The sequence below is a fragment of the Collinsella aerofaciens genome (assembly GCF_020709435.1).
GTDB classification, from domain to species: domain Bacteria; phylum Actinomycetota; class Coriobacteriia; order Coriobacteriales; family Coriobacteriaceae; genus Collinsella; species Collinsella aerofaciens_AU.
Genome location: NZ_JAJFDP010000006.1, coordinates 1 through 20,444 on the forward strand (window position 1 = coordinate 1; position 20,444 = coordinate 20,444).

A 20,444-nucleotide genomic window follows, 5' to 3' on the forward strand; every position below is an offset into this window, starting at 1 on the left:
AGCACGCGGCTGTTAACCGCGCTGTTGTAGGTTCGAGTCCTACCCGGGGAGCCAGAATTTCTCAGCCCATTCCGCTGGGCTTTTAAATTCCTCGGTAGCTCAATGGTAGAGCACGCGGCTGTTAACCGCGCTGTTGTAGGTTCGAGTCCTACCCGGGGAGCCAGGTTGTAAAACCCGTCGCTTATGCGGCGGGTTTTTTCATGCCGCGACCACTTGACTCGAACGTTGCCATATCAACATTTCGTGTCGAGGATGTAATCCCGCGACCCACCACCTCAACATGGCGCGGTCGTTGTAGAATATTGCAATGATTGCTCCCACGACATGGTGCCGCGAGCACCAGATAAGGAGATTCTTGTGTCTGAGACCATTAACGGCAGCCTGAGCGTCTCGAACGACGTTATTGCCGATATTGCCGGTTATGCCGCGATGACGTGCTATGGCGTCGTCGGTATGGCTGAGCAGCTCCAAGGCGCCGAGAGCGTGCGCCTGCTTGCCGGTCAGCGCCTCCGCAAGGGCGTGCTTGTCTCCGCCGACGAGAACGGCCTTACGGTCGATCTTCACGTCGTGCTCGAGAACGGCGTCAACATGAAGTCCGTCTGCCACAATCTTTCGAGCTCCGTTGCCTTCACCCTGCAGGAGATCGCCCAGATCGATCCCGCCAGCCTTAAGATCGGCATTCACATCGACGCGCTCAAGAGCCGTCTGAACTAGCATCCGAAAACGGAGATTCAAATACCCATGATTGCAAAGACCATTCGCACCTGTTTTCCGATCGCTGCGGCTGCTGTTTCCGACAAGGCCGAGGAGATCAACAAGCTCAACGTCTTCCCCGTACCCGACGGCGACACCGGTACCAACATGTCGCTCACGCTCGCCTCGGTGACCAAGGAGCTTTCCGCCCTTCCCGCCGATGCCGATATGGAGGCCATCGCCGGCGCCATCACCCACGGCTCCCTGATGGGTGCCCGCGGCAACTCCGGCGTCATCACCTCTCAGATCCTGCGCGGCGTGGCCGAGGGTCTCGTCTCTGCTGATGAGCCCATCACGTCCGCCAACATCGCCTATGCGTTCCGCCGCGCCGTCAAGGTCGCCTTCCAGGCCGTCCGTAAGCCCATCGAGGGCACGATTCTCACGGTGCTGCGCGATGTCTCGACCAAGGCCGACGAGTGCGAAAAGAAGAAGTTCTCGGCCGAGGACGCGCTCGATGCCATCGTCGTCGAGGCCTACCAGTCCGTCGCTCGCACGCCCGACCTGCTGCCCGTTCTGAAGGAGAACGGCGTGGTCGACTCCGGCGCCTTTGGCTTTGCTATTTTCCTTGAGAACTTTGTTGCCGCCGCTCTTGGCCGCAGCGCCGTGGTCGAGGATTTCTCCGCCACGTTTGATTCCGCTGGCTCTGCCCGCGACGCGGCCCTCAATCGCGTTGAGATCGAGGCCAACGACGACTGGGAAGGCTCGGAGTTCCGCTACTGCAACGAGTTCCTCTTTAAGGCTGACGCTCCCTTTGACGAGGATGAGTGCCTTAAGTTCCTGGGTTCCATGGGCGACTGTGAGCTACTCGTGGGCGCCTACCCCGATTACAAGATCCACGTGCACTCCAACACCCCCAACCTGGTGCTCGAGCACATGCTTCAGCTTGGTCAGATCTACGAGGTCTTTATCCACAACATGGAGATGGAGGCCCACGACCGTACCGCCAAGATTCATGAGGACCAGGAAAAGGCCGCCGAGCCCGCCAAGGCGCTGGGCTTTGTCGCCGTTGCCGCTGGGTCCGGCGAGGCAGACATCCTCAAGTCCCTCGGCGTCGACGTGATCGTGTCGGGTGGTCAGACCATGAACCCCTCGACTGCAGACCTGCTGGGCGCTGTTGACCAGGTCAACGCGACCTCGGTCATCATTCTGCCCAACAACGGCAACATTCGCATGGCCGCTGAGGCCGCTGCCTCAGCCTGCACCGACAAGAAGGTCGCCGTCGTTCCCACCAAGACCGTTCCGCAGGCCTTCTCCGCGCTGTTCGCGGTCCTGCCCGATTCCGAGCTCGAGGATGCCATCGCCGCTATGGTCGACGCCATCAGCGAGGTCCGCGATGGCGAGGTCACCCGCGCCGTGCGCGACTCCAGCGCCTCCGACGGTTCGCCAATTCACTCCGGTGACGTCATGGGCATCATTGCCGGCTCCATCGATGTCGTCGGCTCCGACGTGAAGCAGGTCACGCTCGATTGCATCAACCGCATGCAGGAGGAAGAGGAGGGCGACGCGCTGACGATTCTGGCCGGCGAGGAGCTGTCCGATGAAGCCTTCCAGGAGATCGTCGACGCTATCGAGGAGGCTCAGCCCGACCTGGAGATCGACGCCCATCGTGGCGAGCAGCCGCTCTATCCCGTGATCTTCTCGATCGAGTAGGCATCTGCCCATGTCCGAGCTCTGCTCCGTGCCGCGCGTCTCGGATCGCTTTGCCCAGAGCAATGCGCTCGACGAGGATATTGCGCGACTAAAATATGTTTCGGGTAAACGTGAGGAGGCCCTTCGCCGTCTGGGAATTCGGACGGTGGGGGACCTCCTTCTCCATATCCCTCATCGATACCTGGACTTTACGCGCTCCTGGTCCATCGAGATGGCGCCCATCGGTACCGTGTGCACCATCATCGCCACGGTCGACCGTATCGTTCAAAAGAAGCCGCGTCCGCGCATGCAGGTGACCGAGGTCTCACTCGTTGATGAGACGGGCGTGCTGCAGGTCGCCTTTTTCCGTCAGCCTTGGATTGCCCAGCAGCTTAAGCAGGGCGACCGCCTGGCCGTGATGGGCAAGGTTGAGTTTGCCTACGGTTTTAAGCAGATGGCCTCGCCGCACTTTGAAAAGCTCGATGAGGGGCGTGCTGCGGGCACCATTTTGCCGGTCCATTATGTGAGTGACGGCGTGAGCCAGGCATGGATGCGCCGCATCGTAAGTGGCGCGCTCGAGGTCGTCGGCAATCCTTTCGACCCGATTCCCGCACGCTTGCGCGTTAAACGTCGCCTGATGAGCAATGCTCGTGCGCTTCGATCGATCCACTTTCCCTCGAGCATGGCTGAGCGCGATATCGCGCGCGCACGGCTTGCCTACGAGGAGTGCCTCTACCTGCAGCTGGCGCTGCGCCTGCGCAACGACGGCGGCCTGGTCGATGTGGTGCCCTATGCCCACACCGCGGGCGAGCACCTGGCCGCGCTTAAGCAGGCCCTGCCGTTTTCGCTGAGCGACGAGCAGGAGGCCGCGTTCCAAGACATCCTGCGCGATATGTGCGATGGCGGGCGCGTGATGAACCGCCTGCTGTTGGGCGACGTCGGTACCGGCAAGACCGCCGTTGCCGCCTGCGCGCTGGCTGTGGCTGCCGATAGCGGCACGCAGGCCTGCGTTATGGCGCCCACGGGCGTGCTGGCGCGTCAATATGCCGATAAGACCGGCCCCTTGCTCTCGCGGGCTGGCATGACCTGGGCGCTCCTGACGGGCGCCACGCCGGCGGCCGAGCGCGAGCGGATCCGTGCCCAGCTGGAATCGGGCGAGCTCGATGTCCTCTTTGGCACCCACGCGGTGCTTTCGGATAACGTTGCGTTCAAGCATCTGTCGCTCGTGGTCATCGATGAGCAGCACCGGTTTGGCGTCGGCCAACGCAACGCCCTGCGTGCGAAGGGCCCTGGTGCCGATCTGCTCGTTATGACGGCAACGCCCATCCCACGTACGCTGGCGCTTTCGGTCTACGGCGATCTGGACACGAGCATCATCCGCCATCGGCCCGTCCCTGGCGCTGGCGTGACGACACGCGTGCTTACCGAGTCGAGCCGCGACCTTGCCTATGGCGCCATCCGCGAGGCGCATGAAAAGGGTCAGCAGGCCTACGTGATTTGCCCGCTCGTGGAGCCGAGCGACTCGGCCGATGAGCTGGAGGACGTGCCCGGTATCGCTCGCGACGACGAGGGCCGCGTGACGGTCCCCGTGCCGCTGCACGATACGGCGACCGAGCTCGATCGCCTGCGTCTGGCGTTGCCGGGTCTTGCCATCGAGCGCCTTCACGGCCGCATGCCAGTGGGGGAGAAGGACCAGGTTATCGATGCCTTCAAGCGCGGCGAGATCGACGTGCTCGTCTCGACTACGGTGGTCGAGGTGGGCGTCGACGTGCCCAACGCCACCGTCATGGTCATCGAGAACGGTGAGCGCTTTGGCTTGGCGGCCCTGCACCAGCTGCGCGGCCGCGTGGGCCGCGGCAGCGTGTCGGGCACCTGCCTGGTCATGACGCACTCCAAGGGCAACGGCGGCGCTTCGGCGGCGCAAGACCGTCTCCAGTCGCTCGAAAAGACCTCGGACGGCTTTACGCTCGCCCAGATGGACCTTCGTCTGCGCCACGAGGGCGAAATCCTGGGGTACCGCCAGCATGGCGGTGTGACTCTGCGCTTTGTCGACCTGGATGCCGACGAGGAGCTGATCGAGTGGGCCCATTTGGACGCGGTCGAGCTCTTGCGGTATGCTTGCAACCTTGACTCCGTGGCGACGCGCCCCCTGCGCGATGCGGTCGCCATGCGATATCGACACATTTTTAAGGAGGTCAGCGGAGGATGAGAATCATCGGCGGCGAATGGCGCGGTCGTAAGATCGAGGAGCCCCGTGGTCGCGATGTCACCCGCCCCACGACCGATCGTGTGCGCGAGGCATGCGCATCTATGGTCATGTCGGCATTCGACTTCGATCTGGACGAGGTCCGCGTGCTGGACGCCTTTGGCGGCTCCGGTGCCTTAGGGTTAGAGATGCTCTCACGTGGTGCCCGCTCGCTCACGACGTTCGAGATCGATCGGAATGCCGCGCGGCTCATTACCAAGAATATCGAGTCGCTCTGCCGTGACCGTGCGCGTTGGCGCGTGATAGCGGGCGACATGCTGGCGAGTGCCTCGCGCGGTCGTGTGCCGGGCGGCCCCTTTGATCTGGTCCTGCTCGACCCGCCCTATGCTTTTGGTGCCGAGCCGGTCGAGGAGCTGCTGCAGAACCTGGCTCAGCAGGGTCTTCTTGCGCCTGGCGCTTATGCCCTGTTTGAGCATGCCGCCGCCGATGCGGGCGCGCATCCGGCAGGCTTTGAGATCGTGCGCGAGAAGCGCTACGGCATTACCTCGGTCGACCTGCTTCGTTGGGTTGGCGATGACGATGGTGAGGAAGATTGCGCCGGCACCGATGCTCACAACAACGATGCCACGACGGTTCAGGAGAACGCCCATGAGTGACACCATCAACCGCGTGATCGTCCCGGGCACCTTCGATCCCATCACGTTTGGCCATATCGACGTCATCCGCCGCGCCCGCCGCATTTTTCCCAGTGTGATCGTGGCCGTTGCCGAGTCGCAGGGCAAAAACGGCGTGGGCACCACGTTTACGCTCGATGAACGCGTGGCGCTGGCCCGTGAGGCACTCGGTGATATCGATGGCGTCGAGGTCCTGCCCTTTACCGGACTGCTCGTCGACTTTGCTCGCGAACAGGGTGCCGGTGCCGTGGTCAAGGGCCTACGCGCCATGACCGACTTTGAGTATGAGCTGCAGCAAGCCGACCTCAACTACCGCTTGGATAACGAGCTGGAGTCCATCTTTGTCATGAGTGCTCCGCAGTATGGCTACATCTCGAGCTCTGTTGTACGCCAGATCGCCTCGCTCGGTAGTGATGTTTCGACGTTTGTGCCGGCTAATGTGGTCGAGGCGCTTAAACATCGCTTTTCGTGACGTTTTTTATTGCCAGGTGGCATGTGGTAAACTGGCACGATGATATGTTACCTATGAAAGGAGACCGGATGCCGGGCGAGAATTTTCCTGGCGACAGGATCGTGAGCCTTGTCGACGAGCTCGAGGGGCTCATCCAAGAGGCTAAGACGCCGTTCGGCAAGAACGCCCAGATGAAGGTCATCGATGCCGACGTCTTCTTTAACATCCTCGATGAGATCCGCATGAGCTATCCCGAGGAATGGCAGAAGTCCCGCCGTATCCTCAAAGAGCGCGAGGAGCTTATGGCTTCCGCCGCCGCTCAGGCCGATTCCATCATCGCCGACGCTCAGCAGCAGGCCCTCACTATTGCCGGTGAGCAGGAAATTGTTCGCCTTGCGCAGCAGCAGGCCGACGATATCCGCGACCGTGCCCAGCAGTATGAGCGCGAGACGCGCTATGCTGCCGAGGATTACGCCGAGCAGGTCTTTACGCACCTGGAGGAGAACCTCAAGAGTCTGACCGGCACCGTCACCCGTTGCCGCCAGCAGCTCAATGAGGGCGCCGCCCAGCAGAATGGTCAGTGGTAATGGCTGAGTTCCCGAGCGTTACCGTCGATCTTTCCGAGCAGCTCGAGTTTCCCGGAGACTCGTATCCGCTGACCGGTAAGGTCGATGTCGCTGCCTACACGGTGGGCGAGAAAGAGTACCAGCTGCAGGACGGTATCGACTATGACGTGGTCTTTACCAATGCCGGCACCGGTGTTCTGCTTACCGGCATGGTTCGCGCGCACGCCACCGGCGAGTGCGACCGTTGCCTGGAGCCTGCCTCGTTTGACATTGCCGGCGAGATCGAGGAGTTCTATCTCTTCCATGAGCCCGAGGACCCCGAGGCCTACGAAGACGGCTATGAGCTCCTGGGCGAGGATCGCGTCGTCGATCTGGGCGAGCCCATCAACGACGCCGTTGTCATGGACACGCCGTTTGTTGTGCTCTGCAAGCCCGATTGCCGCGGTCTTTGTCCCGTTTGCGGCGCCAATCTCAACGTGGAGCAATGCGATTGTGCTGCCCAAGCCGAGGCCGAATGGGCCGAAGCCACGGAAAATCCATTTGCAGCATTGAAGAATCTCAAGCTTGACGAGTAAAACTGTGGTAGTATCGCTACTTGCGCGTAATCGCCACACTGGATAGTTCATAAGGAAGGTCACTATGCCCGTACCTAAACAAAAGCAGGGTCGTATCCGCACTCACACCCGCCGTTCCGCCAACATGAAGATCTCGGCTGCGGCTCAGTCCACGTGCCCCCGTTGCGGTGCTGTCAAGCTCCCGCACCACGTGTGCCCTAGCTGCGGTTTCTACAAGGACCGCGAGGTTATCGTTACCGAGTAACGGTATACTCTGGATACGATGCCGTTCCAACTGGAACCACAATGGCCGGCTCATTGAGTCGGCCATTTTTGTATAAGGAGCATGTATATGAGTAACGTTCGCGTTTGTGTAGACGTTGTGGGTGGAGACGAGAAGCCGCAGGTTGTCCTCGACGGTATTGAGGCTGCACTTGCCGCCGATCCCGATATCGAGGTCTTGGCAGCTGGTCCCGCCGAAATCGTCAATCCCTTTGCAGCTTCCCATGCACGTGTTGAGGCCCTTGAGGCGCCTGACGTTATCGCCATGGATGACGATCCCATTCGCGCCGTGATGACCAAGCGTAAGTCGTCGATCGTGCTTTCTTGCCGCGCCATTAAGAAGGGCAACGCGGATGCGTTCTTCTCCGCCGGCTCCACCGGTGCCATGACCGCCGCCGCCACCGCCTATGTGACGCCGTTTAGGTATCAGGCCGAAGGCAAGAAGCAGCCGGTGCGTCCCTGTCTGACCAATGCGCTGCCCAATCGCGCCGGCGGTCTGACGGTGCTGTGCGACATGGGTGCCAACCCCGATGTGGAGGTCGATGACATGGTGCGTTTTGCCCAGATGGGTAGCGCCTATGCCCGCGTCGTCCTGGGCATCGAGCATCCTCGCGTGGGCCTGCTTGCCAATGGCACCGAGGATGAGAAGGGCTCCAACTTTACCAAGGCCTGTTTCCCTGCTATGAAGGCCGCCGTTCCCGGCTTTGTTGGTAACTGCGAGGGCACCGACCTCACCTCAGGTAACTTCGATGTCGTCGTTGCCGATGGCATGTCGGGTAATATCGCTCTCAAAGCTACCGAGGGCGCTGCCAAGTTTTTGCTGCAGGAGCTCAAGGGCGCCTTTATGGCCTCGCTCGGCACCAAGATCGCCGCGCTGCTCATCAAAAAGCAGATGCGCGAGATTAAGGCCAAGCTCTCTGGCGACGCCAAGGGCGGCGCGATTCTTCTGGGCCTGCGCGGCGTGGTCCTGATCGGCCATGGCGCCACCTCGGTCGAGGCTGTCAAAAACGGTACGCTCGCGGCGGCCGAAGCCGTGCGCGCCGGGCTGGTCGAGAATGTCGCCAACTCTATGGACAGTATCGTTTTGTAAGAGCGAGTTAGAGCGCTGTTATGTGCTTCGCGGCGCACGTCGTGGGGTAGAATCAGAACCGTGTCTTGGTACCGCCCGGGCGGTACCATTCTTTTGGTATTCATGTACTATGAGAGGAAGCGCTATGGACCGCTCCGAAATCTTCGACAAGATCGCCGAGGTCGCTGCTGACGTTCTGGGCGTCGATGTTGCCGAAATTAGCGAGGAGACCACCTTTGACGACCTCGATGCCAACTCGCTCGAGCGCCTGCAGCTGGTTACGGCTATCGAGGACGAGTTCAACCTCGAGATCGATGACGAGACCCTGCTCTCGCTCAACTCTGTCGCCGACGCCGTCGACGCTATCGAAGCTGCCAAGGAGGCCTAAGTCTTGGCTTTATCCGAACGACTTACGCGCGCCCAGGAAATCCTGGGCCACGAGTTCAACAATAAGGTGCTGCTGCGCGCGGCCCTTACGCATCCCTCGGCAGTCGAGGGCCAGCCGGTTTCTGCCAGCTATGAGCGCCTTGAGTTCTTGGGCGATTCCATTTTGGGCGCTGTGGTCGCACGCTCCCTGTTTGAGTCCTATCCCGAGTTTGACGAGGGCAAGCTCACTCGCTTGAAGGTGTCGCTCGTCTCGGGCGCCACGCTATCCGAGGTTTCTCACGAGTTGGGCATCGACGACATCATTATCTTTGGTGCCTCCGAGACCGGTACCGGTGCGCGCGGCCTGCATTCGGCCCTCGAGAACGTCTATGAGTCGCTCGTGGGCGCGCTGTACCTGGATGCCGGCTGGGACGTTGCGGCGGAGTTCATTCACCGTACGCTTAAGCCGCATTTGGCTTCCGAGCGTGCCGAGCATCCTGCGAACCCCAAGTCGTTTTTGCAGGAGTGCGTGCAAGCCGACGGTCACGAGCCCCCGGCGTACAAGCTCGTTGGCTCCGAGGGCCCGGCGCATGCGCCCACCTTTACCGCTGTGGTTTTGATCGATGGTATTCGCCAGGGTCGCGGCTCCGGCTCCTCAAAGAAGGAAGCCGAGGGAGCTGCCGCGCTTGAAGCGCTCGACCGCATGGGTTACACCACCAACGGCGTGATTCTGAACAAGAAGCACGTGTAAGCGAGGAACCGTGTATCTCAAGTCCCTTACGCTCAAGGGGTTCAAGTCGTTTGCCGACCGCGCCCATATGACGTTTGAGCCGGGCCTGACCGTCATCGTCGGTCCAAACGGCTCGGGAAAATCGAACATCTCTGACTCGATTCTGTGGGTCCTGGGCGAGCAGAGCGCCAAGCAGCTGCGCGGCCAGGCCATGGAGGATGTCATCTTCTCGGGCTCGTCGGCGCGCAAGCCGGTGGGTGTCGCCGAGGTCACGCTGGTGCTCGATAACTCGGACCATATGTTGCCCGTCGACTTTGACGAGGTCGCCATCACCCGTCGCATGTATCGCTCGGGCGAAAGCGAGTACCTCATCAACTCGAGTCCGTGCCGCCTGATGGACATTCAGGACATCCTGCACGATTCGGGCCTGGGCAAGGATACGCATTCCATCATCAGCCAGGGCAAGCTCGACGCCATTTTGCAGAGCCGCCCCGAGGAGCGTCGCGCCCTCATCGAGGAGGCCGCCGGCATTTCCAAGCACAAGCGCCGCAAGGAGCGAGCGCTCAAAAAGATTAAGTCGATGGACGAGCACCTGATGCGTGCCCGCGACATCAATAAGGAAATCGCCCGTCAGCTGCGACCGCTGGAGCGTCAGGTCGATCGCGCGCGCAAGTACAAAGAGCTGTCCTCGCGCGCGAACGAGCTTACGCAGATGCTGGCTGTCGATGAGCTTCGTTCGCTGCAGTCGCAGTGGAACGACCTGGAGAGCCGCTCCAAGGAAGGTGCTGCCGAGCTGGAGCTTGCGCAGTACCGCCTGGGTGAGAAAGAGCGCGAGCTCGAGAAGCTCCAGGTTATGCTTGAGGAAAAGGGCCTGTTTGTGGGCGACTTGGGCGAGCAGCGCCGCCATATGCAAGATGTGGTCGGCCGTATTAACTCCGACATGCGCCTGCTCGAGGAAAAGGGTCACAACATGGTGTCGCGCCTGTCTGACATGCGCGGGCAGATTTCGAGCTCCGAGCATCAGCGTCGTCGCGTGGTCGAGGAGCTCGAGGACGCGCGTGCGCAGCTTGAGGAAGTGACCGGCGCGCACATGCAGGCCCAGGAGGACGTTGACGCCGCTGGTCCTGCCGCCGCAGAGCTCCACGAGCGGCGCGTGGCGCTCGACAATCAGATTTCGCAGCTTACGCGTGAGCAACGCGATGTGCAGCGCGTGGCCGACAACGCCGCGCTCGAGCTCGCCAAGGTGAAGGACTCGCTGAGCAATGCCGAGGTCGAGGACAACATGTATGCCTCGCGCCTGGAGCAGATCGACGAGCAGCTCGAGGAGGTCACGGCCTCGCTCGAGAGCCGTCGCGACCGCGCCGAGGAGCTTGAGGGCGCTCTTGAGGAAGCGCGCCAGGCTCAGGTCGATGCGCGTGAGGCCACCGAGACGGCACGCGCGGCCCTGAAGGACCTGCGTGCCCGTGAGAGCGAGGCACGCAACAAGTTATCCGAGGTGCGCTCGGAGCTTGCCAGCCAAAAGAAACTCGATGCCCGCATGGCCGACAGCTCGCCGCTCGTGAGCCGTCTGGTGGGTGCGCTGGGCGACGATGTCTTGGGTCGTCTGGGCGACGTGCTGGAGGCCCCGCGCGAGCTTGAGGGCCTGGTTGAGCAATTGCTCGCCGGCGATATCGATGCGCTGCTGTTTGATGACGCCGCCACGCTTGAGCGTGCCGGTCGTGCGGCTCTGGACCAAAAGAAGGCCTCGGGCGAGGCACTGCTGGTGGCGCGCGGCGTGAGCGGCTCTACCGCCGCTGAGGGCGCCTCCGGTACCCGTCTGGTTGATCGTCTGTCCGTGCGCGCAGGCTACGGTCCCGTCGTCGAGGCGCTGCTCGGCGGCTATTACGTCGTTGACGATCTTGCTGCCGCGCTGTCGGCGCCGGTCGTTGAAGGCGTGACTTACGTGACCCCCGATGGCGCCCGCGTCGCCTGCGGCGGCCTGGTGCGCGTGGGGCTTGATGCCGGCGAGGCTTTGGGTGCCTTGGAGCGCAAGCGCCGCATCCGTGAGCTCGAGGGCCTGGAACCCGATCTGGCTGCCATCTTTGAGCATGCTTCGGACCAAGTCGTCGAGGCCAACGTTGCCGTCGAGGAGGCCCGTGCCGCCGAGGGCGATGCCGCCGGTGAGATCGCCCGTCTTGAGGGCGAGCGCCGCTCGCTGCTCTCCGAGATCGGCCGCTTGGAGCAAAGCGCCAACAATGCCGAGGTCGAGCGCGTGCGCATCTCCAAGCGCCGCGAGCAGGCTGCCGAGGCCGTTCGTGCCGCGCGCCCGCGCGTTGACGAGCTCACCCGTTCGCGTGACGAGGCGCGTGCACAGGCAAGCGACCTGGGTCTCCAGATTGCCGAGGCCAACGATGAGCTCGATCGCGTTCGCCGTGACGATTCCGAGGCCGCCGGTAAGCTCGCCGATGCCAAGGTGCGCCTGGCCCAGACGAGCGAGCGCCTGCGTTCGCTGAAGGGCCGCGTGCCCGACCTTGAGCATCGTCTTGAGGGCATCGACCGTCGTATCCGCGGAACACGCCAGGCTTCGCGCTCGCTCGAGCTGCTGCGCCTGCGCGTCGACCCCATGCACGAACGCTATTCTGCCCTGTTGGAACGCGCGTCGGATTGGGCAGCGCGCCTGCGTGACCAGGCCTCTCTGGAGGAGGCGGACTCCGCTTCGCTCAAGAAGACCATCGAGGATGCCAAGGCAGAGGTTGCCCGCGCTAAGGAGCGAGTCGATACCGCCTCCGCCGCGCAAAACGAGTTCAAGGTCGCGCGTGGCAAGCTCGAGGTGCAGGTCGAGGCTGCCATCAAGGCCATTACCGCCGATGGCACGACGGTGCTCGAGGAAGCGCTCATGCTTCCGGTGCCCACGGACCGCGATGCCGCCGAGCGCGAACTCAACCAGCTTGTGCGCCAGATCAACAACCTTGGTCCCGTTAACCAAGTTGCCATGGAGGAGTACGAGCAGCTCAAGCGCCGCGCCGACTACATCGAGGAACAGCTGGCCGATCTGGAGAGCGCGCGCAAGGCGCTCACCAAGATCACGGTGGCCATTGATCGCAAGATGCGGAAGGCCTTCCTGGTGACGTTTGAGAAGGTCGACGCGAACTTCCGCGAGATCTTCGCTATGCTCTTCCCGGGCGGCCAGGCTCATCTGGAGATGACCGATCCCGAGCATCCTGCCGAGACGGGTATCGAGGTCGTGGCGCAGCCGCGCGGCAAGCGCATCACCAAGATGATGCTCATGTCGGGCGGCGAGAAGAGTCTGACGGCGCTCGCCCTGCTTTTTGCCGTGTACCGCACACGTACGGTTCCGTTCTATGTGCTGGACGAGGTCGAGGCGGCGCTTGATGACGCTAACCTGTCCAAGCTCATCGGAGCCCTCGATGTGCTGCGTTCCGATACGCAGCTCTTGGTTATCTCGCATCAGCGCCGTACTATGGAGGACGCTGACGTCCTCTATGGCGTCTCGATGCAAGCCGACGGCGTCAGTCGCGTCGTCTCGCAAAAACTCGATCGCGAAACCGGAAAGGTCGTGAATGCATAATGGGATTCTTCGATGCTCTCTCGCGCGGACTTGAGCGCAGCCGCGAGGCCCTCAACGAGGTCTTCTACTTTGGCGGTGAGGTCGACGAGGATTTTTGGGAGGACCTGGAGGACACCCTCGTAATGGGTGACATGGGCGCCGAGGTCGCTATCAAGGTCTCCGATGACCTGCGCGATGCCGCGGCCAAGAAGAACCTCAAGACCGCTCCGCAGCTTCGCCGCGCCCTGGCCGAGCAGCTTGAGCAGCACTTTGTGCCCATCGAGCGAGATCCGTTCTCCGATACGCCGAGCTGCGTGCTGTTTGTGGGCATTAACGGTGCCGGCAAGACCACGACGGTCGGTAAGATCGCGAGCGCCATGGCTGCCCGCGGCAAGAACGTGGTGATCGGTTCGGCCGACACCTTCCGCGCCGCCGCCATCGAGCAGCTTGATGTGTGGGGCCAGCGCGCTGGCGTCCCCGTCATCAAGCGCGACCGCGGCTCCGACCCGGCAAGTGTTTGCTACGACGTGCTCGACGAGGCCGACAAGCGCGGCAGCGACCTGGTGCTTATCGATACCGCCGGCCGTCTACACACGAGCCCTGAGCTCATGCGCGAGCTTGCCAAGGTGGTCAATGTGACCCGTAAGCGCGCCGCCAATATGGCCGCCGGTCCCATGCCGGTTTCGGTCGTGCTTGTGATCGACGCCGCGACGGGCCAAAACGGTCTGAACCAGGCGCTCGAGTTTAACGAGGCGCTGGGCCTGGACGGTATTATCATGACTAAGCTCGACGGCACGGCTAAGGGCGGCATCGCCATGGCCGTGGCCGAGAAGCTCAAGCTCCCGATCCTGCGCATCGGCGTGGGCGAGCAGGTCGATGACCTGCAGGAGTTCAATGCCAAAGATTTCTGCCGCGCCCTGGTGGGCGAGTCCAATTAAGGAGTGACTAGTGTTTGATTCCCTGAGCGATCGCCTCAACGACACATTTGACCGCCTGCGCGGCAAGGGCAAGCTGACCGAGGCCGATATTACTTCGGCCATGCGCGATATTCGCATGGCGCTGCTCGAGGCCGACGTTAACTTTAAGGTTGTCAAGGAGTTCGTCGCCAAGACTAAGGAGCGCTGCATGACCGCAGAGGTCATGGAGTCGCTCTCTCCGGCGCAAAACGTCGTCAAGATCGTGCTCGACGAGCTTACCGAGATGCTCGGCTCCACCGAGAGCAAGCTCGTCTTTAGCAACCGTATTCCCAATGTCATCATGCTCGTGGGCCTGCAGGGCTCCGGTAAGACCACGGCTGCCGTAAAGCTGGCCTACCTGCTCAAGAAGCAGGGCCGCTCGCCGTTGCTCGCCGCGTGCGACGTCTACCGTCCCGCCGCTGCCGACCAGCTGGCCACGCTCGGTGGCGAGATCGGCGTGCCAGTCTTCCGCGGTGACGGCGCGCACCCGGTCGACATTGCCAAGGGTGCCATCCAGGAGGCCGTCGACCACCTGCGCGATGTGGTCATCGTCGATACCGCCGGTCGTCTGCAGATCGACGAGCAGATGATGCAGGAGGCCGTGGATATCAAGAAGGCTGTCAAGCCCGATCAGGTGCTGATGGTCGTCGATGCCATGACCGGCCAGGATATCGTCAACGTCGTCTCGACCTTCGCCGAGCGCACCGACTTTGACGGCGTGATCATCTCCAAGCTCGATGGCGACGCTCGTGGCGGCGGCGCGCTTTCCGTGCGCCAGGTGACCGGCAAGCCCATCAAGTTCGTGAGCATGGGCGAGAAACCCGATTCGCTTGAGCCGTTCTACCCCGATCGTATGGCCAAGCGCATTCTGGGTATGGGCGACGTTGTCGGAATTATCGAGAAGGCCCAGGAGGCCGCCGATGCCGAGCAGCTCGAGGCCGCCGAGCGCATGCTGCGCGAGGGCTTCACCATGAATGACATGCTCGACCAGATGAAGGCCGTCAAGAAGATGGGCGGCATGAAGGGCATCCTGGGCATGCTCCCCGGCGGCCAGCGTGCGCTCAACCAGATGGGCGGCAACCTGGACGAGGGCATCTTCGACAAGAACGAGGCCATCATCATGTCGATGACCAAGGAGGAGCGTCTGCGTCCTTCCATCATTAACGGCCAGCGCCGTGCCCGCATTGCCAAGGGCGCCGGCGTGACTCCCACCGAGGTCAATAGCCTTATGAAGCAGTGGGGCGAGATGAACAAGATGATGGGCCGCATGCGCACGATGGCCAATCAGGCTCAGGCCGGCGGCAAGAAGGGCAAAAAGGGCAAGAAGGGCAAGAAGATGCGCATGCCCAATATCCCTGGCCTGGACGCTATGGGTCTGGGCGGCATGGGCGGCCTGGGTACGGGCGGCCCCAAGTCCGATATGGACCTGCTGCGCCAGATGGAAGCGCAGATGCGCAATAAGAAATAACGACTGGTTGAGTCGTGTATGGCGAAGGCCGCCTGGATCGTATTCCAGGCGGCCTTCGCCGTTCGTTCGCAGGTTGTCGCACGCGCGGAAGCGTGTTGACGTTGAGATGCTTGCCGTTAGTGGCAGCCGCAGCCCTCGTGGCCCTCGTGCTCGTGATGGCCGTGGCAACCACAGGATTCGCCGTGCTCATGGGCGTGCTCGTGGTCATGGCCATGGCAGTCGCAGGTGGCCTCGTCGTTCTGTGCGAGCGTGCCGGCAATGAGGGCCTCGACGCAGGCATCGCAGCTGCCCTGGGCGCCCGCATAGACCGTGATGCCGGCTTGGGCAAGCGCGTTGATAGCGCCGCCGCCGATACCGCCGCAAATGAGCGTGTCAACGCCACCGTTGGCAAGCAGGCCCGCCAAGGCGCCGTGGCCGGTGCCACCGGTGCCTACGACCTGCTCGTTGAGCACCTTGCCATCCTGGATGTCGTAGATCTTGAACTGCTCGCTGCGGCCAAAGTGCATAAAGATGTTGCCGTTGTCGTACGTCGTTGCCACCCTCATGGTGCCGACCTCCTTTGCTGGCCATGCGGCCGTCGTCGTGGCGATGGGGGAGTACGCGATATTGCCGCCCGCGATGACGAGCGCTCGTCCGTTGACCAGCGCTTCGGCCACCTTGCGATGCGCGCGGCTGCAAATGGCCGCCACCGTTGCGCGGGCGATGCCCATCTGCTGGGCGACCGCCTCTTGGTTGAGACCTTCCAGGTCGCACAGGCGCAGCACCTCAAGCTCGTCGACGGTCATGTCGATGGCATCACCGCTGGCCAGGCCATCGGGGGTAAAGCCGCGGTATTCGGGGATGATCCCGACGCGGCGCAGTTTTTCGCGTCTTCCTGCCATGCACACTCCTTATCTGACATATGTCAACAATAGGATAACGCGTTAGTCGTTGGGCGCAAGGCATTTCTGTCATATGTCAGAAAATGAGGGCTTATGTTTGGGCTGTGGGGCCGCGTGCGCCTGGGCTACAATGAATCTCGCTTGTAGGCGACTGACAGGAGGGTCAATGAGCAAAGCTGATCAACAGTTTGTAACCATGTGCCGCGATATCTTGGACCATGGCACCACCACCGAGGGCCAAAAGGTCCGCCCGGTGTGGGAGGACGGCACCCCTGCCTATACCATTAAAAACTTTGGTGTCACGGCGCGCTATGATCTGCGCGAGGAGTTCCCCGCGCTCACCCTGCGTCGTACGGCGCTTAAGTCTGCCATGGACGAGATTCTGTGGATCTATCAAAAGAAGTCCAATAACGTGCATGACCTCAACAGCCATATCTGGGATGAGTGGGCCGATGAGACCGGTTCCATCGGTAAAGCCTACGGCTATCAGATTGGTCAGAAGAGCCATTACGCCGAGGGCGACTTCGACCAGATTGACCGTGTACTGTACGACCTTAAGCACACGCCGTATAGTCGCCGCATTATGACCAATACGTACGTGTTTAGCGATCTGTCCGAGATGCACCTTTATCCATGCGCCTATAGCGTGACCTATAACGTGACGCAGCGTCCTCAGGACGACAAGCCGACGCTCAACATGCTTCTCAACCAGCGCAGCCAGGACATTTTGGCCGCGAACAACTGGAACGTGTGCCAGTACGCCATTTTGCTGATGATGGTCGCGCAGTCGGTCGATATGATTCCCGGTGAGCTGCTGCACGTGATCGCCGACGCCCATATCTATGATCGTCATGTCGATATCGTCCGCGAGCTTATCGAGCGTCCGCAGTTTGCGGCACCCAAGGTAACGCTCAACCCCGATGTGCATGACTTCTATGCGTTTACGACCGATGACCTGATCGTCGAGGGCTATGAGCACGGCCCTCAGGTCAAGAACATCCCCATTGCGGTGTAGGTGACGCGCATGACGTGTAAGCTTTCTGCCATCGTCGCCGTGTGTGACGACTGGGGTATTGGCTGCGAGGGCGATATGGTGGTGTCCAATCGCGCCGATATGCGCCATTTTGTGGCCTGCACCAAGGGCTGCCCGGTTATCATGGGACGCAAGACGCTGCTGAGTTTTCCCGGCGGGCGTCCTCTCAAGAACCGCCGCAATATCGTGCTTACGCGCGATATAGGCTTTACCCGCGAGGGCGTCGACGTGGAGCATAGCGTTGACGAAGCGCTCGCTGCGGTTGCCGATGAGCCCGTTGCCTGGGTGATCGGTGGCGGCGATGTCTATCGGCAGTTTTTGCCGTACTGCGTGGAGGCCGAGGTCACTCATAACCACTGCGTCCATCCCGTGGACACGTACTTTCCCGACTTGGACGCCGATCCCGCGTGGGAGATTGCGCAGCGTAGCGGGGTCGCGACGATTGCCACCGGTGAGGGTGACGAGGGCGTCGATTATGAGTTCGTGACGTATCATCGCGTTGAGGCGTAAATCGTCTGGCGTGAACGGTATCATCGGGTTGATTGAATGCATGGGGCGGCGCTTAGCGTCGCCTCGTTTGGTATAGATGTGCTGTAAAGAAGGGTGCGGGCTGGCTGCTATGACTGATGCCGTTGAGGTTCTGCGAATTGATTCGCTCGAGGACGAGCGGCTCGATGCTTACGTGCGACTGACCGAGCGTGAGCTTCGCTGCGTGCTGGAGCCGCAGAAGGGCATTTTTATTGCGGAGAGCGCCAAGGTCATCGAGCGTGCCGTGCGCGCCGGATATGAGCCGGTGAGCTTTCTTTTGGGCGAGCGCTGGCTCGACCAGATGATGCCGCTGTTTGACCAGCTTGTCGTGCGCGAGGGAGCGGGTCCGGTTCCCGTGTTCGTGGCCTCCATGGAGCTCATGGAGCAGTTGACGGGCTTTAACGTGACGCGCGGCGCGCTGGCGGCGTTCCGTCGCCCGCGTCAGATTCCGGTTGATGAGTTCTTGGGCGGCGTCGTCGAGGCGGCGGGGGATCGTCCGGTGCGCGTGTGCGTGCTTGAGGGTATTGTCGATCACACCAATGTTGGCGCGATTTTCCGCTCGGCTGCCGCATTGAACGTTGACGGTATTTTGGTCAGCCCGACGTGCTGCGACCCGCTGTACCGTCGCTCGGCCCGCGTGAGCATGGGCACCGTGTTTCAGGTGCCGTGGACGCGCATTGGCAGCGAGGCTCGTGTGTGGCCGCATGATGGCCTGGCGGTACTGCACGATGCCGGTTTTTCGTGTGCCGCTATGGCGTTGACGGACGATTCCGTATCGCTGGACGATCCCGTGCTGCAGGAGATTGACCGCTTGGCAATCTTTATGGGTACCGAGGGTTCCGGCTTGGGCGCCAAGACCATTGCCGGCTGTGACCACGCGGTGCGCATTCCGATGGCGCACGGGGTCGATTCGCTTAACGTGGCCGCGGCGAGCGCCGTCGCCTTTTGGCAGCTGTGCCCGCACGTGAGCAATGAGTATCACTACCAGCCGGGTTTGTATCACTAGGCAGTTTTCCGCACCGCGCTCTAATTCGGGGTGTTTCGGTCGCCGCCAGTCGGTGCTAAGCTAGTATTGGCTTTGGTCTTAAATTGCCGTTATGTTGTTTGACGTATGCTGGCGGGGAGGGCGTGTGGCTAAGAAATCTACGGCTATCGATGTAACGCAGGGTGTCATTTGGCAACAGCTGCTGTCGCTGTGCGTTCCCATCTTTTTTAGTTCGTTTTTTCAGCAGGCCTACACGCTTATCGGTACGTATATCGTTGGCCAGTTTGGCGGCAAGCTCGCGCTGGGTGGCATTCAAGCCACGATGGTGCTCGCCGAGCTCTGCATTGGCTTTTGCGTTGGCGTCGGCGCCGGCTGCGCGGTCATTACCGGTCAGTATTTTGGCCAGCACGATGATGAGCGACTGAGTCGTTCGGTCCATACAGCCATGACGCTCGCGCTGGTGGGCGGTATCGCTTTCTCGATTCTTGGTATAGTGTTCGTTGAGCCCATGCTGGTGCTTATGAACACGCCGCATGAACTATTGGCCGAGGGTGTGGCCTATGCTCGCTGTTATTTTGCCGCGATGGTTGCGGCGCTGCTGCTGAATATGGGAACCGCACTGCTGCGTGCCGTGGGCGACACGCGCGGGCCCGCCGTGATCATTGCCTCTGGCTGCCTTGTTAACGTGGTGCTGGATATCATCTTTGTCGCTGTGTTGCATATGGAGGCGCTGGGCTGCGGCATCGCAGTGGCGCTGACCATTTGCTCCAATGCAACGATGATCGTGTTGCGCATGATGCGCGCTCCGGGTGCATGGCGTCTTTCGCTGTCTAAGCTCGGTATCGATCGCGGTATTTGCAAGAGTATGATCTCGTGTGGTCTGCCACTCGGTTTTCAATCGGCTGCCTATTCGATCTCGAACGTGCTGATCCAGGTGTCGGTTAATTCGTTTGGCGCCGATGTCACGACTGCTTGGGGTCTATCTGGGCGCCTGGATGGCATTATCTGGATGGTGACCGAGGCGCTCGGCGTATCGATCACTACGTTCTCGGCGCAGAACTTTGGCGCGCGCAACTACGAGCGCATGCGCAAGGGCTACCATACGTCGCTCGTGCTGTCGTTTATGCTCATTGGTGGCCTGTCTGCCGTGCTGCTGGTGTTCTCGGGTCCGTTGTCGCGTCTGTTTGTCGACGATGCTTCGATTTCGGCGTACACCACGACGATTCTTCATTTCATCGCGCCGTTTTACGCGATCTTCTCGATTATCGAAAACGCGTCGGGCTCCATTCGCGGCGCCGGCGTGAGCTTGCAGCCTATGATGCTCACCATCTTTGGCACCGTTGTCTTGAGGGTGATCTGGGTGTTTGCAATCATGCCCTTCGATCCGTCGCTTGAGCATCTACTGCTGGTCTACCCCGTAACCTGGCTCATCACCGCAACCATGTTCACCGTCTACCACCACAGCGGCAACTGGCTAGGCCGCGCCACCGCCTAGCCATTCGGGACGTCCCCAATGGCTAGTATTCGATGCCTTGGCGGGCTAGGAGTCCTTCGTCGAAGTAGTGTTTGATGGGGCGCATTTCGGTGACAAGGTCGGCGAGGTTCGCGAGGGGCAGCAAGCCCCGGCCGGTGAGCACGAGCTCCGTGGTGGCGGGCTTTATCGCAATCAGTTCCTCGACATCCTCTCGCGCCCCAAAGCAGCCGTCGTCTTGCCCTTGCCGTCGCCTGTATAGATTTGAACCTTGCCGACTTACAGTGATGCCATC

General features: G+C 61.5%; 20 protein-coding genes, 1 tRNA gene and 1 pseudogene. 19 read left to right on the plus strand and 3 right to left on the minus strand.

The features are described from left to right. Positions 1–88 precede the first annotated feature (88 nt). From LK493_RS05010 to ffh, 15 genes are all read left to right on the plus strand, one after another. Positions 89–163: transfer RNA gene (locus LK493_RS05010), tRNA-Asn, on the plus strand. Positions 164–324: 161 nt separating this feature from the next. Beyond that, a complete protein-coding gene (locus tag LK493_RS05015) occupies positions 325–714 on the plus strand; it encodes an Asp23/Gls24 family envelope stress response protein (protein ID WP_187361832.1) in 390 nt (129 codons plus the stop codon). A 27-nt stretch (positions 715–741) separates the two neighbouring features. Continuing rightward, positions 742–2,403, plus strand: a complete 1,662-nt coding sequence (locus LK493_RS05020; protein WP_227790338.1) for a DAK2 domain-containing protein — start codon at positions 742–744, stop codon at positions 2,401–2,403. 10 nt (positions 2,404–2,413) lie between these two features. Further along, the gene (gene recG / locus LK493_RS05025; RefSeq protein ID WP_227790339.1) at positions 2,414–4,591 is read left to right on the plus strand and encodes an ATP-dependent DNA helicase RecG; all 2,178 of its coding nucleotides are present in this window, start codon (positions 2,414–2,416) and stop codon (positions 4,589–4,591) included. Next, on the plus strand, positions 4,588–5,244 hold the full coding sequence (gene rsmD, locus LK493_RS05030; protein ID WP_118328482.1) for a 16S rRNA (guanine(966)-N(2))-methyltransferase RsmD: 657 nt from the start codon (positions 4,588–4,590) through the stop codon (positions 5,242–5,244). The genes recG and rsmD overlap by 4 nt, the downstream gene beginning before the upstream one ends. Beyond that, a complete protein-coding gene (gene coaD / locus LK493_RS05035) occupies positions 5,237–5,734 on the plus strand; it encodes a pantetheine-phosphate adenylyltransferase (RefSeq protein ID WP_138374828.1) in 498 nt (165 codons plus the stop codon). The genes rsmD and coaD overlap by 8 nt, the downstream gene beginning before the upstream one ends. A gap of 68 nt (positions 5,735–5,802) precedes the next feature. Continuing rightward, positions 5,803–6,300: an ATP synthase subunit B family protein gene (locus LK493_RS05040; RefSeq protein WP_138374829.1), complete on the plus strand. Its 498-nt coding sequence runs from the start codon at positions 5,803–5,805 to the stop codon at positions 6,298–6,300. Further along, positions 6,300–6,854 carry a YceD family protein gene (locus tag LK493_RS05045; protein ID WP_138374830.1) on the plus strand — a complete coding sequence of 185 codons (555 nt, stop codon included), beginning with the start codon at positions 6,300–6,302 and terminating at the stop codon, positions 6,852–6,854. The genes LK493_RS05040 and LK493_RS05045 overlap by 1 nt, the downstream gene beginning before the upstream one ends. A gap of 64 nt (positions 6,855–6,918) precedes the next feature. Next, positions 6,919–7,098: a 50S ribosomal protein L32 gene (rpmF, locus tag LK493_RS05050; RefSeq protein ID WP_022094017.1), complete on the plus strand. Its 180-nt coding sequence runs from the start codon at positions 6,919–6,921 to the stop codon at positions 7,096–7,098. A gap of 87 nt (positions 7,099–7,185) precedes the next feature. Then, the gene (plsX, locus tag LK493_RS05055) at positions 7,186–8,205 is read left to right on the plus strand and encodes a phosphate acyltransferase PlsX (protein WP_138374831.1); all 1,020 of its coding nucleotides are present in this window, start codon (positions 7,186–7,188) and stop codon (positions 8,203–8,205) included. 124 nt (positions 8,206–8,329) lie between these two features. After that, positions 8,330–8,572: an acyl carrier protein gene (locus tag LK493_RS05060; protein ID WP_055286398.1), complete on the plus strand. Its 243-nt coding sequence runs from the start codon at positions 8,330–8,332 to the stop codon at positions 8,570–8,572. 3 nt (positions 8,573–8,575) lie between these two features. Further along, positions 8,576–9,301, plus strand: coding sequence for a ribonuclease III (gene rnc / locus LK493_RS05065; protein ID WP_055286400.1), 726 nt, complete (start codon positions 8,576–8,578; stop codon positions 9,299–9,301). Between the two features lie 10 nt (positions 9,302–9,311). Further along, entirely contained in the window at positions 9,312–12,848 is a 3,537-nt protein-coding gene (smc, locus tag LK493_RS05070) for a chromosome segregation protein SMC (protein WP_227790340.1), read from the plus strand. After that, on the plus strand, positions 12,848–13,765 hold the full coding sequence (gene ftsY, locus LK493_RS05075; protein WP_055286404.1) for a signal recognition particle-docking protein FtsY: 918 nt from the start codon (positions 12,848–12,850) through the stop codon (positions 13,763–13,765). The genes smc and ftsY overlap by 1 nt, the downstream gene beginning before the upstream one ends. Positions 13,766–13,775: 10 nt before the next feature. Then, on the plus strand, positions 13,776–15,251 hold the full coding sequence (gene ffh / locus LK493_RS05080; RefSeq protein ID WP_035138144.1) for a signal recognition particle protein: 1,476 nt from the start codon (positions 13,776–13,778) through the stop codon (positions 15,249–15,251). 116 nt (positions 15,252–15,367) lie between these two features. Here the strand turns inward: ffh and LK493_RS05085 are convergent, their stop codons facing one another. Further along, the gene (locus LK493_RS05085; protein WP_195245809.1) at positions 15,368–16,132 is read right to left on the minus strand and encodes a NifB/NifX family molybdenum-iron cluster-binding protein; all 765 of its coding nucleotides are present in this window, start codon (positions 16,130–16,132) and stop codon (positions 15,368–15,370) included. Positions 16,133–16,298: 166 nt separating this feature from the next. Here LK493_RS05085 and thyA point away from each other — a divergent pair, with 166 nt between their 5' ends. The 4 genes from thyA to LK493_RS05105 all read left to right on the plus strand — a co-directional run bounded on the left by thyA (position 16,299) and on the right by LK493_RS05105 (position 20,173). Then, positions 16,299–17,147 (plus strand): thymidylate synthase, encoded by an 849-nt coding sequence (gene thyA / locus LK493_RS05090; protein ID WP_195363935.1) that lies wholly within the window; start codon positions 16,299–16,301, stop codon positions 17,145–17,147. Between the two features lie 9 nt (positions 17,148–17,156). After that, on the plus strand, positions 17,157–17,675 hold the full coding sequence (locus LK493_RS05095) for a dihydrofolate reductase (protein ID WP_227790341.1): 519 nt from the start codon (positions 17,157–17,159) through the stop codon (positions 17,673–17,675). Between the two features lie 109 nt (positions 17,676–17,784). Further along, on the plus strand, positions 17,785–18,699 hold the full coding sequence (locus tag LK493_RS05100) for a TrmH family RNA methyltransferase (RefSeq protein ID WP_227790342.1): 915 nt from the start codon (positions 17,785–17,787) through the stop codon (positions 18,697–18,699). A 124-nt stretch (positions 18,700–18,823) separates the two neighbouring features. Next, positions 18,824–20,173, plus strand: a complete 1,350-nt coding sequence (locus LK493_RS05105) for an MATE family efflux transporter (RefSeq protein WP_227790343.1) — start codon at positions 18,824–18,826, stop codon at positions 20,171–20,173. A gap of 22 nt (positions 20,174–20,195) precedes the next feature. Here LK493_RS05105 and LK493_RS05110 read toward each other — a convergent pair. Continuing rightward, positions 20,196–20,354: pseudogene (locus LK493_RS05110) on the minus strand (cob(I)yrinic acid a,c-diamide adenosyltransferase); the annotation flags it as partial. Further along, positions 20,345–20,413, minus strand: a complete 69-nt coding sequence (locus tag LK493_RS10360; RefSeq protein WP_148331513.1) for a cob(I)yrinic acid a,c-diamide adenosyltransferase — start codon at positions 20,411–20,413, stop codon at positions 20,345–20,347. The pseudogene LK493_RS05110 and the gene LK493_RS10360, both read right to left, overlap by 10 nt. Positions 20,414–20,444 lie beyond the last annotated feature (31 nt).

What these genes read in the sequence shown, in the direction of transcription:
- LK493_RS05015 (WP_187361832.1), top strand. Translation starts at nt 325, where the DNA reads ATGGTGCCGCGAGCACCAGATAAGGAGATTCTTGTGTCTGAGACCATT.
- LK493_RS05020 (WP_227790338.1), top strand. Translation starts at nt 742, where the DNA reads ATGATTGCAAAGACCATTCGCACCTGTTTTCCGATCGCTGCGGCTGCT.
- recG (WP_227790339.1), top strand. Translation starts at nt 2,414, where the DNA reads ATGTCCGAGCTCTGCTCCGTGCCGCGCGTCTCGGATCGCTTTGCCCAG.
- rsmD (WP_118328482.1), top strand. Translation starts at nt 4,588, where the DNA reads ATGAGAATCATCGGCGGCGAATGGCGCGGTCGTAAGATCGAGGAGCCC.
- coaD (WP_138374828.1), top strand. Translation starts at nt 5,237, where the DNA reads ATGAGTGACACCATCAACCGCGTGATCGTCCCGGGCACCTTCGATCCC.
- LK493_RS05040 (WP_138374829.1), top strand. Translation starts at nt 5,803, where the DNA reads ATGCCGGGCGAGAATTTTCCTGGCGACAGGATCGTGAGCCTTGTCGAC.
- LK493_RS05045 (WP_138374830.1), top strand. Translation starts at nt 6,300, where the DNA reads ATGGCTGAGTTCCCGAGCGTTACCGTCGATCTTTCCGAGCAGCTCGAG.
- rpmF (WP_022094017.1), top strand. Translation starts at nt 6,919, where the DNA reads ATGCCCGTACCTAAACAAAAGCAGGGTCGTATCCGCACTCACACCCGC.
- plsX (WP_138374831.1), top strand. Translation starts at nt 7,186, where the DNA reads ATGAGTAACGTTCGCGTTTGTGTAGACGTTGTGGGTGGAGACGAGAAG.
- LK493_RS05060 (WP_055286398.1), top strand. Translation starts at nt 8,330, where the DNA reads ATGGACCGCTCCGAAATCTTCGACAAGATCGCCGAGGTCGCTGCTGAC.
- ftsY (WP_055286404.1), top strand. Translation starts at nt 12,848, where the DNA reads ATGGGATTCTTCGATGCTCTCTCGCGCGGACTTGAGCGCAGCCGCGAG.
- LK493_RS05085 (WP_195245809.1), bottom strand. Translation starts at nt 16,132, where the DNA reads ATGGCAGGAAGACGCGAAAAACTGCGCCGCGTCGGGATCATCCCCGAA.
- thyA (WP_195363935.1), top strand. Translation starts at nt 16,299, where the DNA reads ATGAGCAAAGCTGATCAACAGTTTGTAACCATGTGCCGCGATATCTTG.
- LK493_RS05095 (WP_227790341.1), top strand. Translation starts at nt 17,157, where the DNA reads ATGACGTGTAAGCTTTCTGCCATCGTCGCCGTGTGTGACGACTGGGGT.
- LK493_RS05100 (WP_227790342.1), top strand. Translation starts at nt 17,785, where the DNA reads ATGACTGATGCCGTTGAGGTTCTGCGAATTGATTCGCTCGAGGACGAG.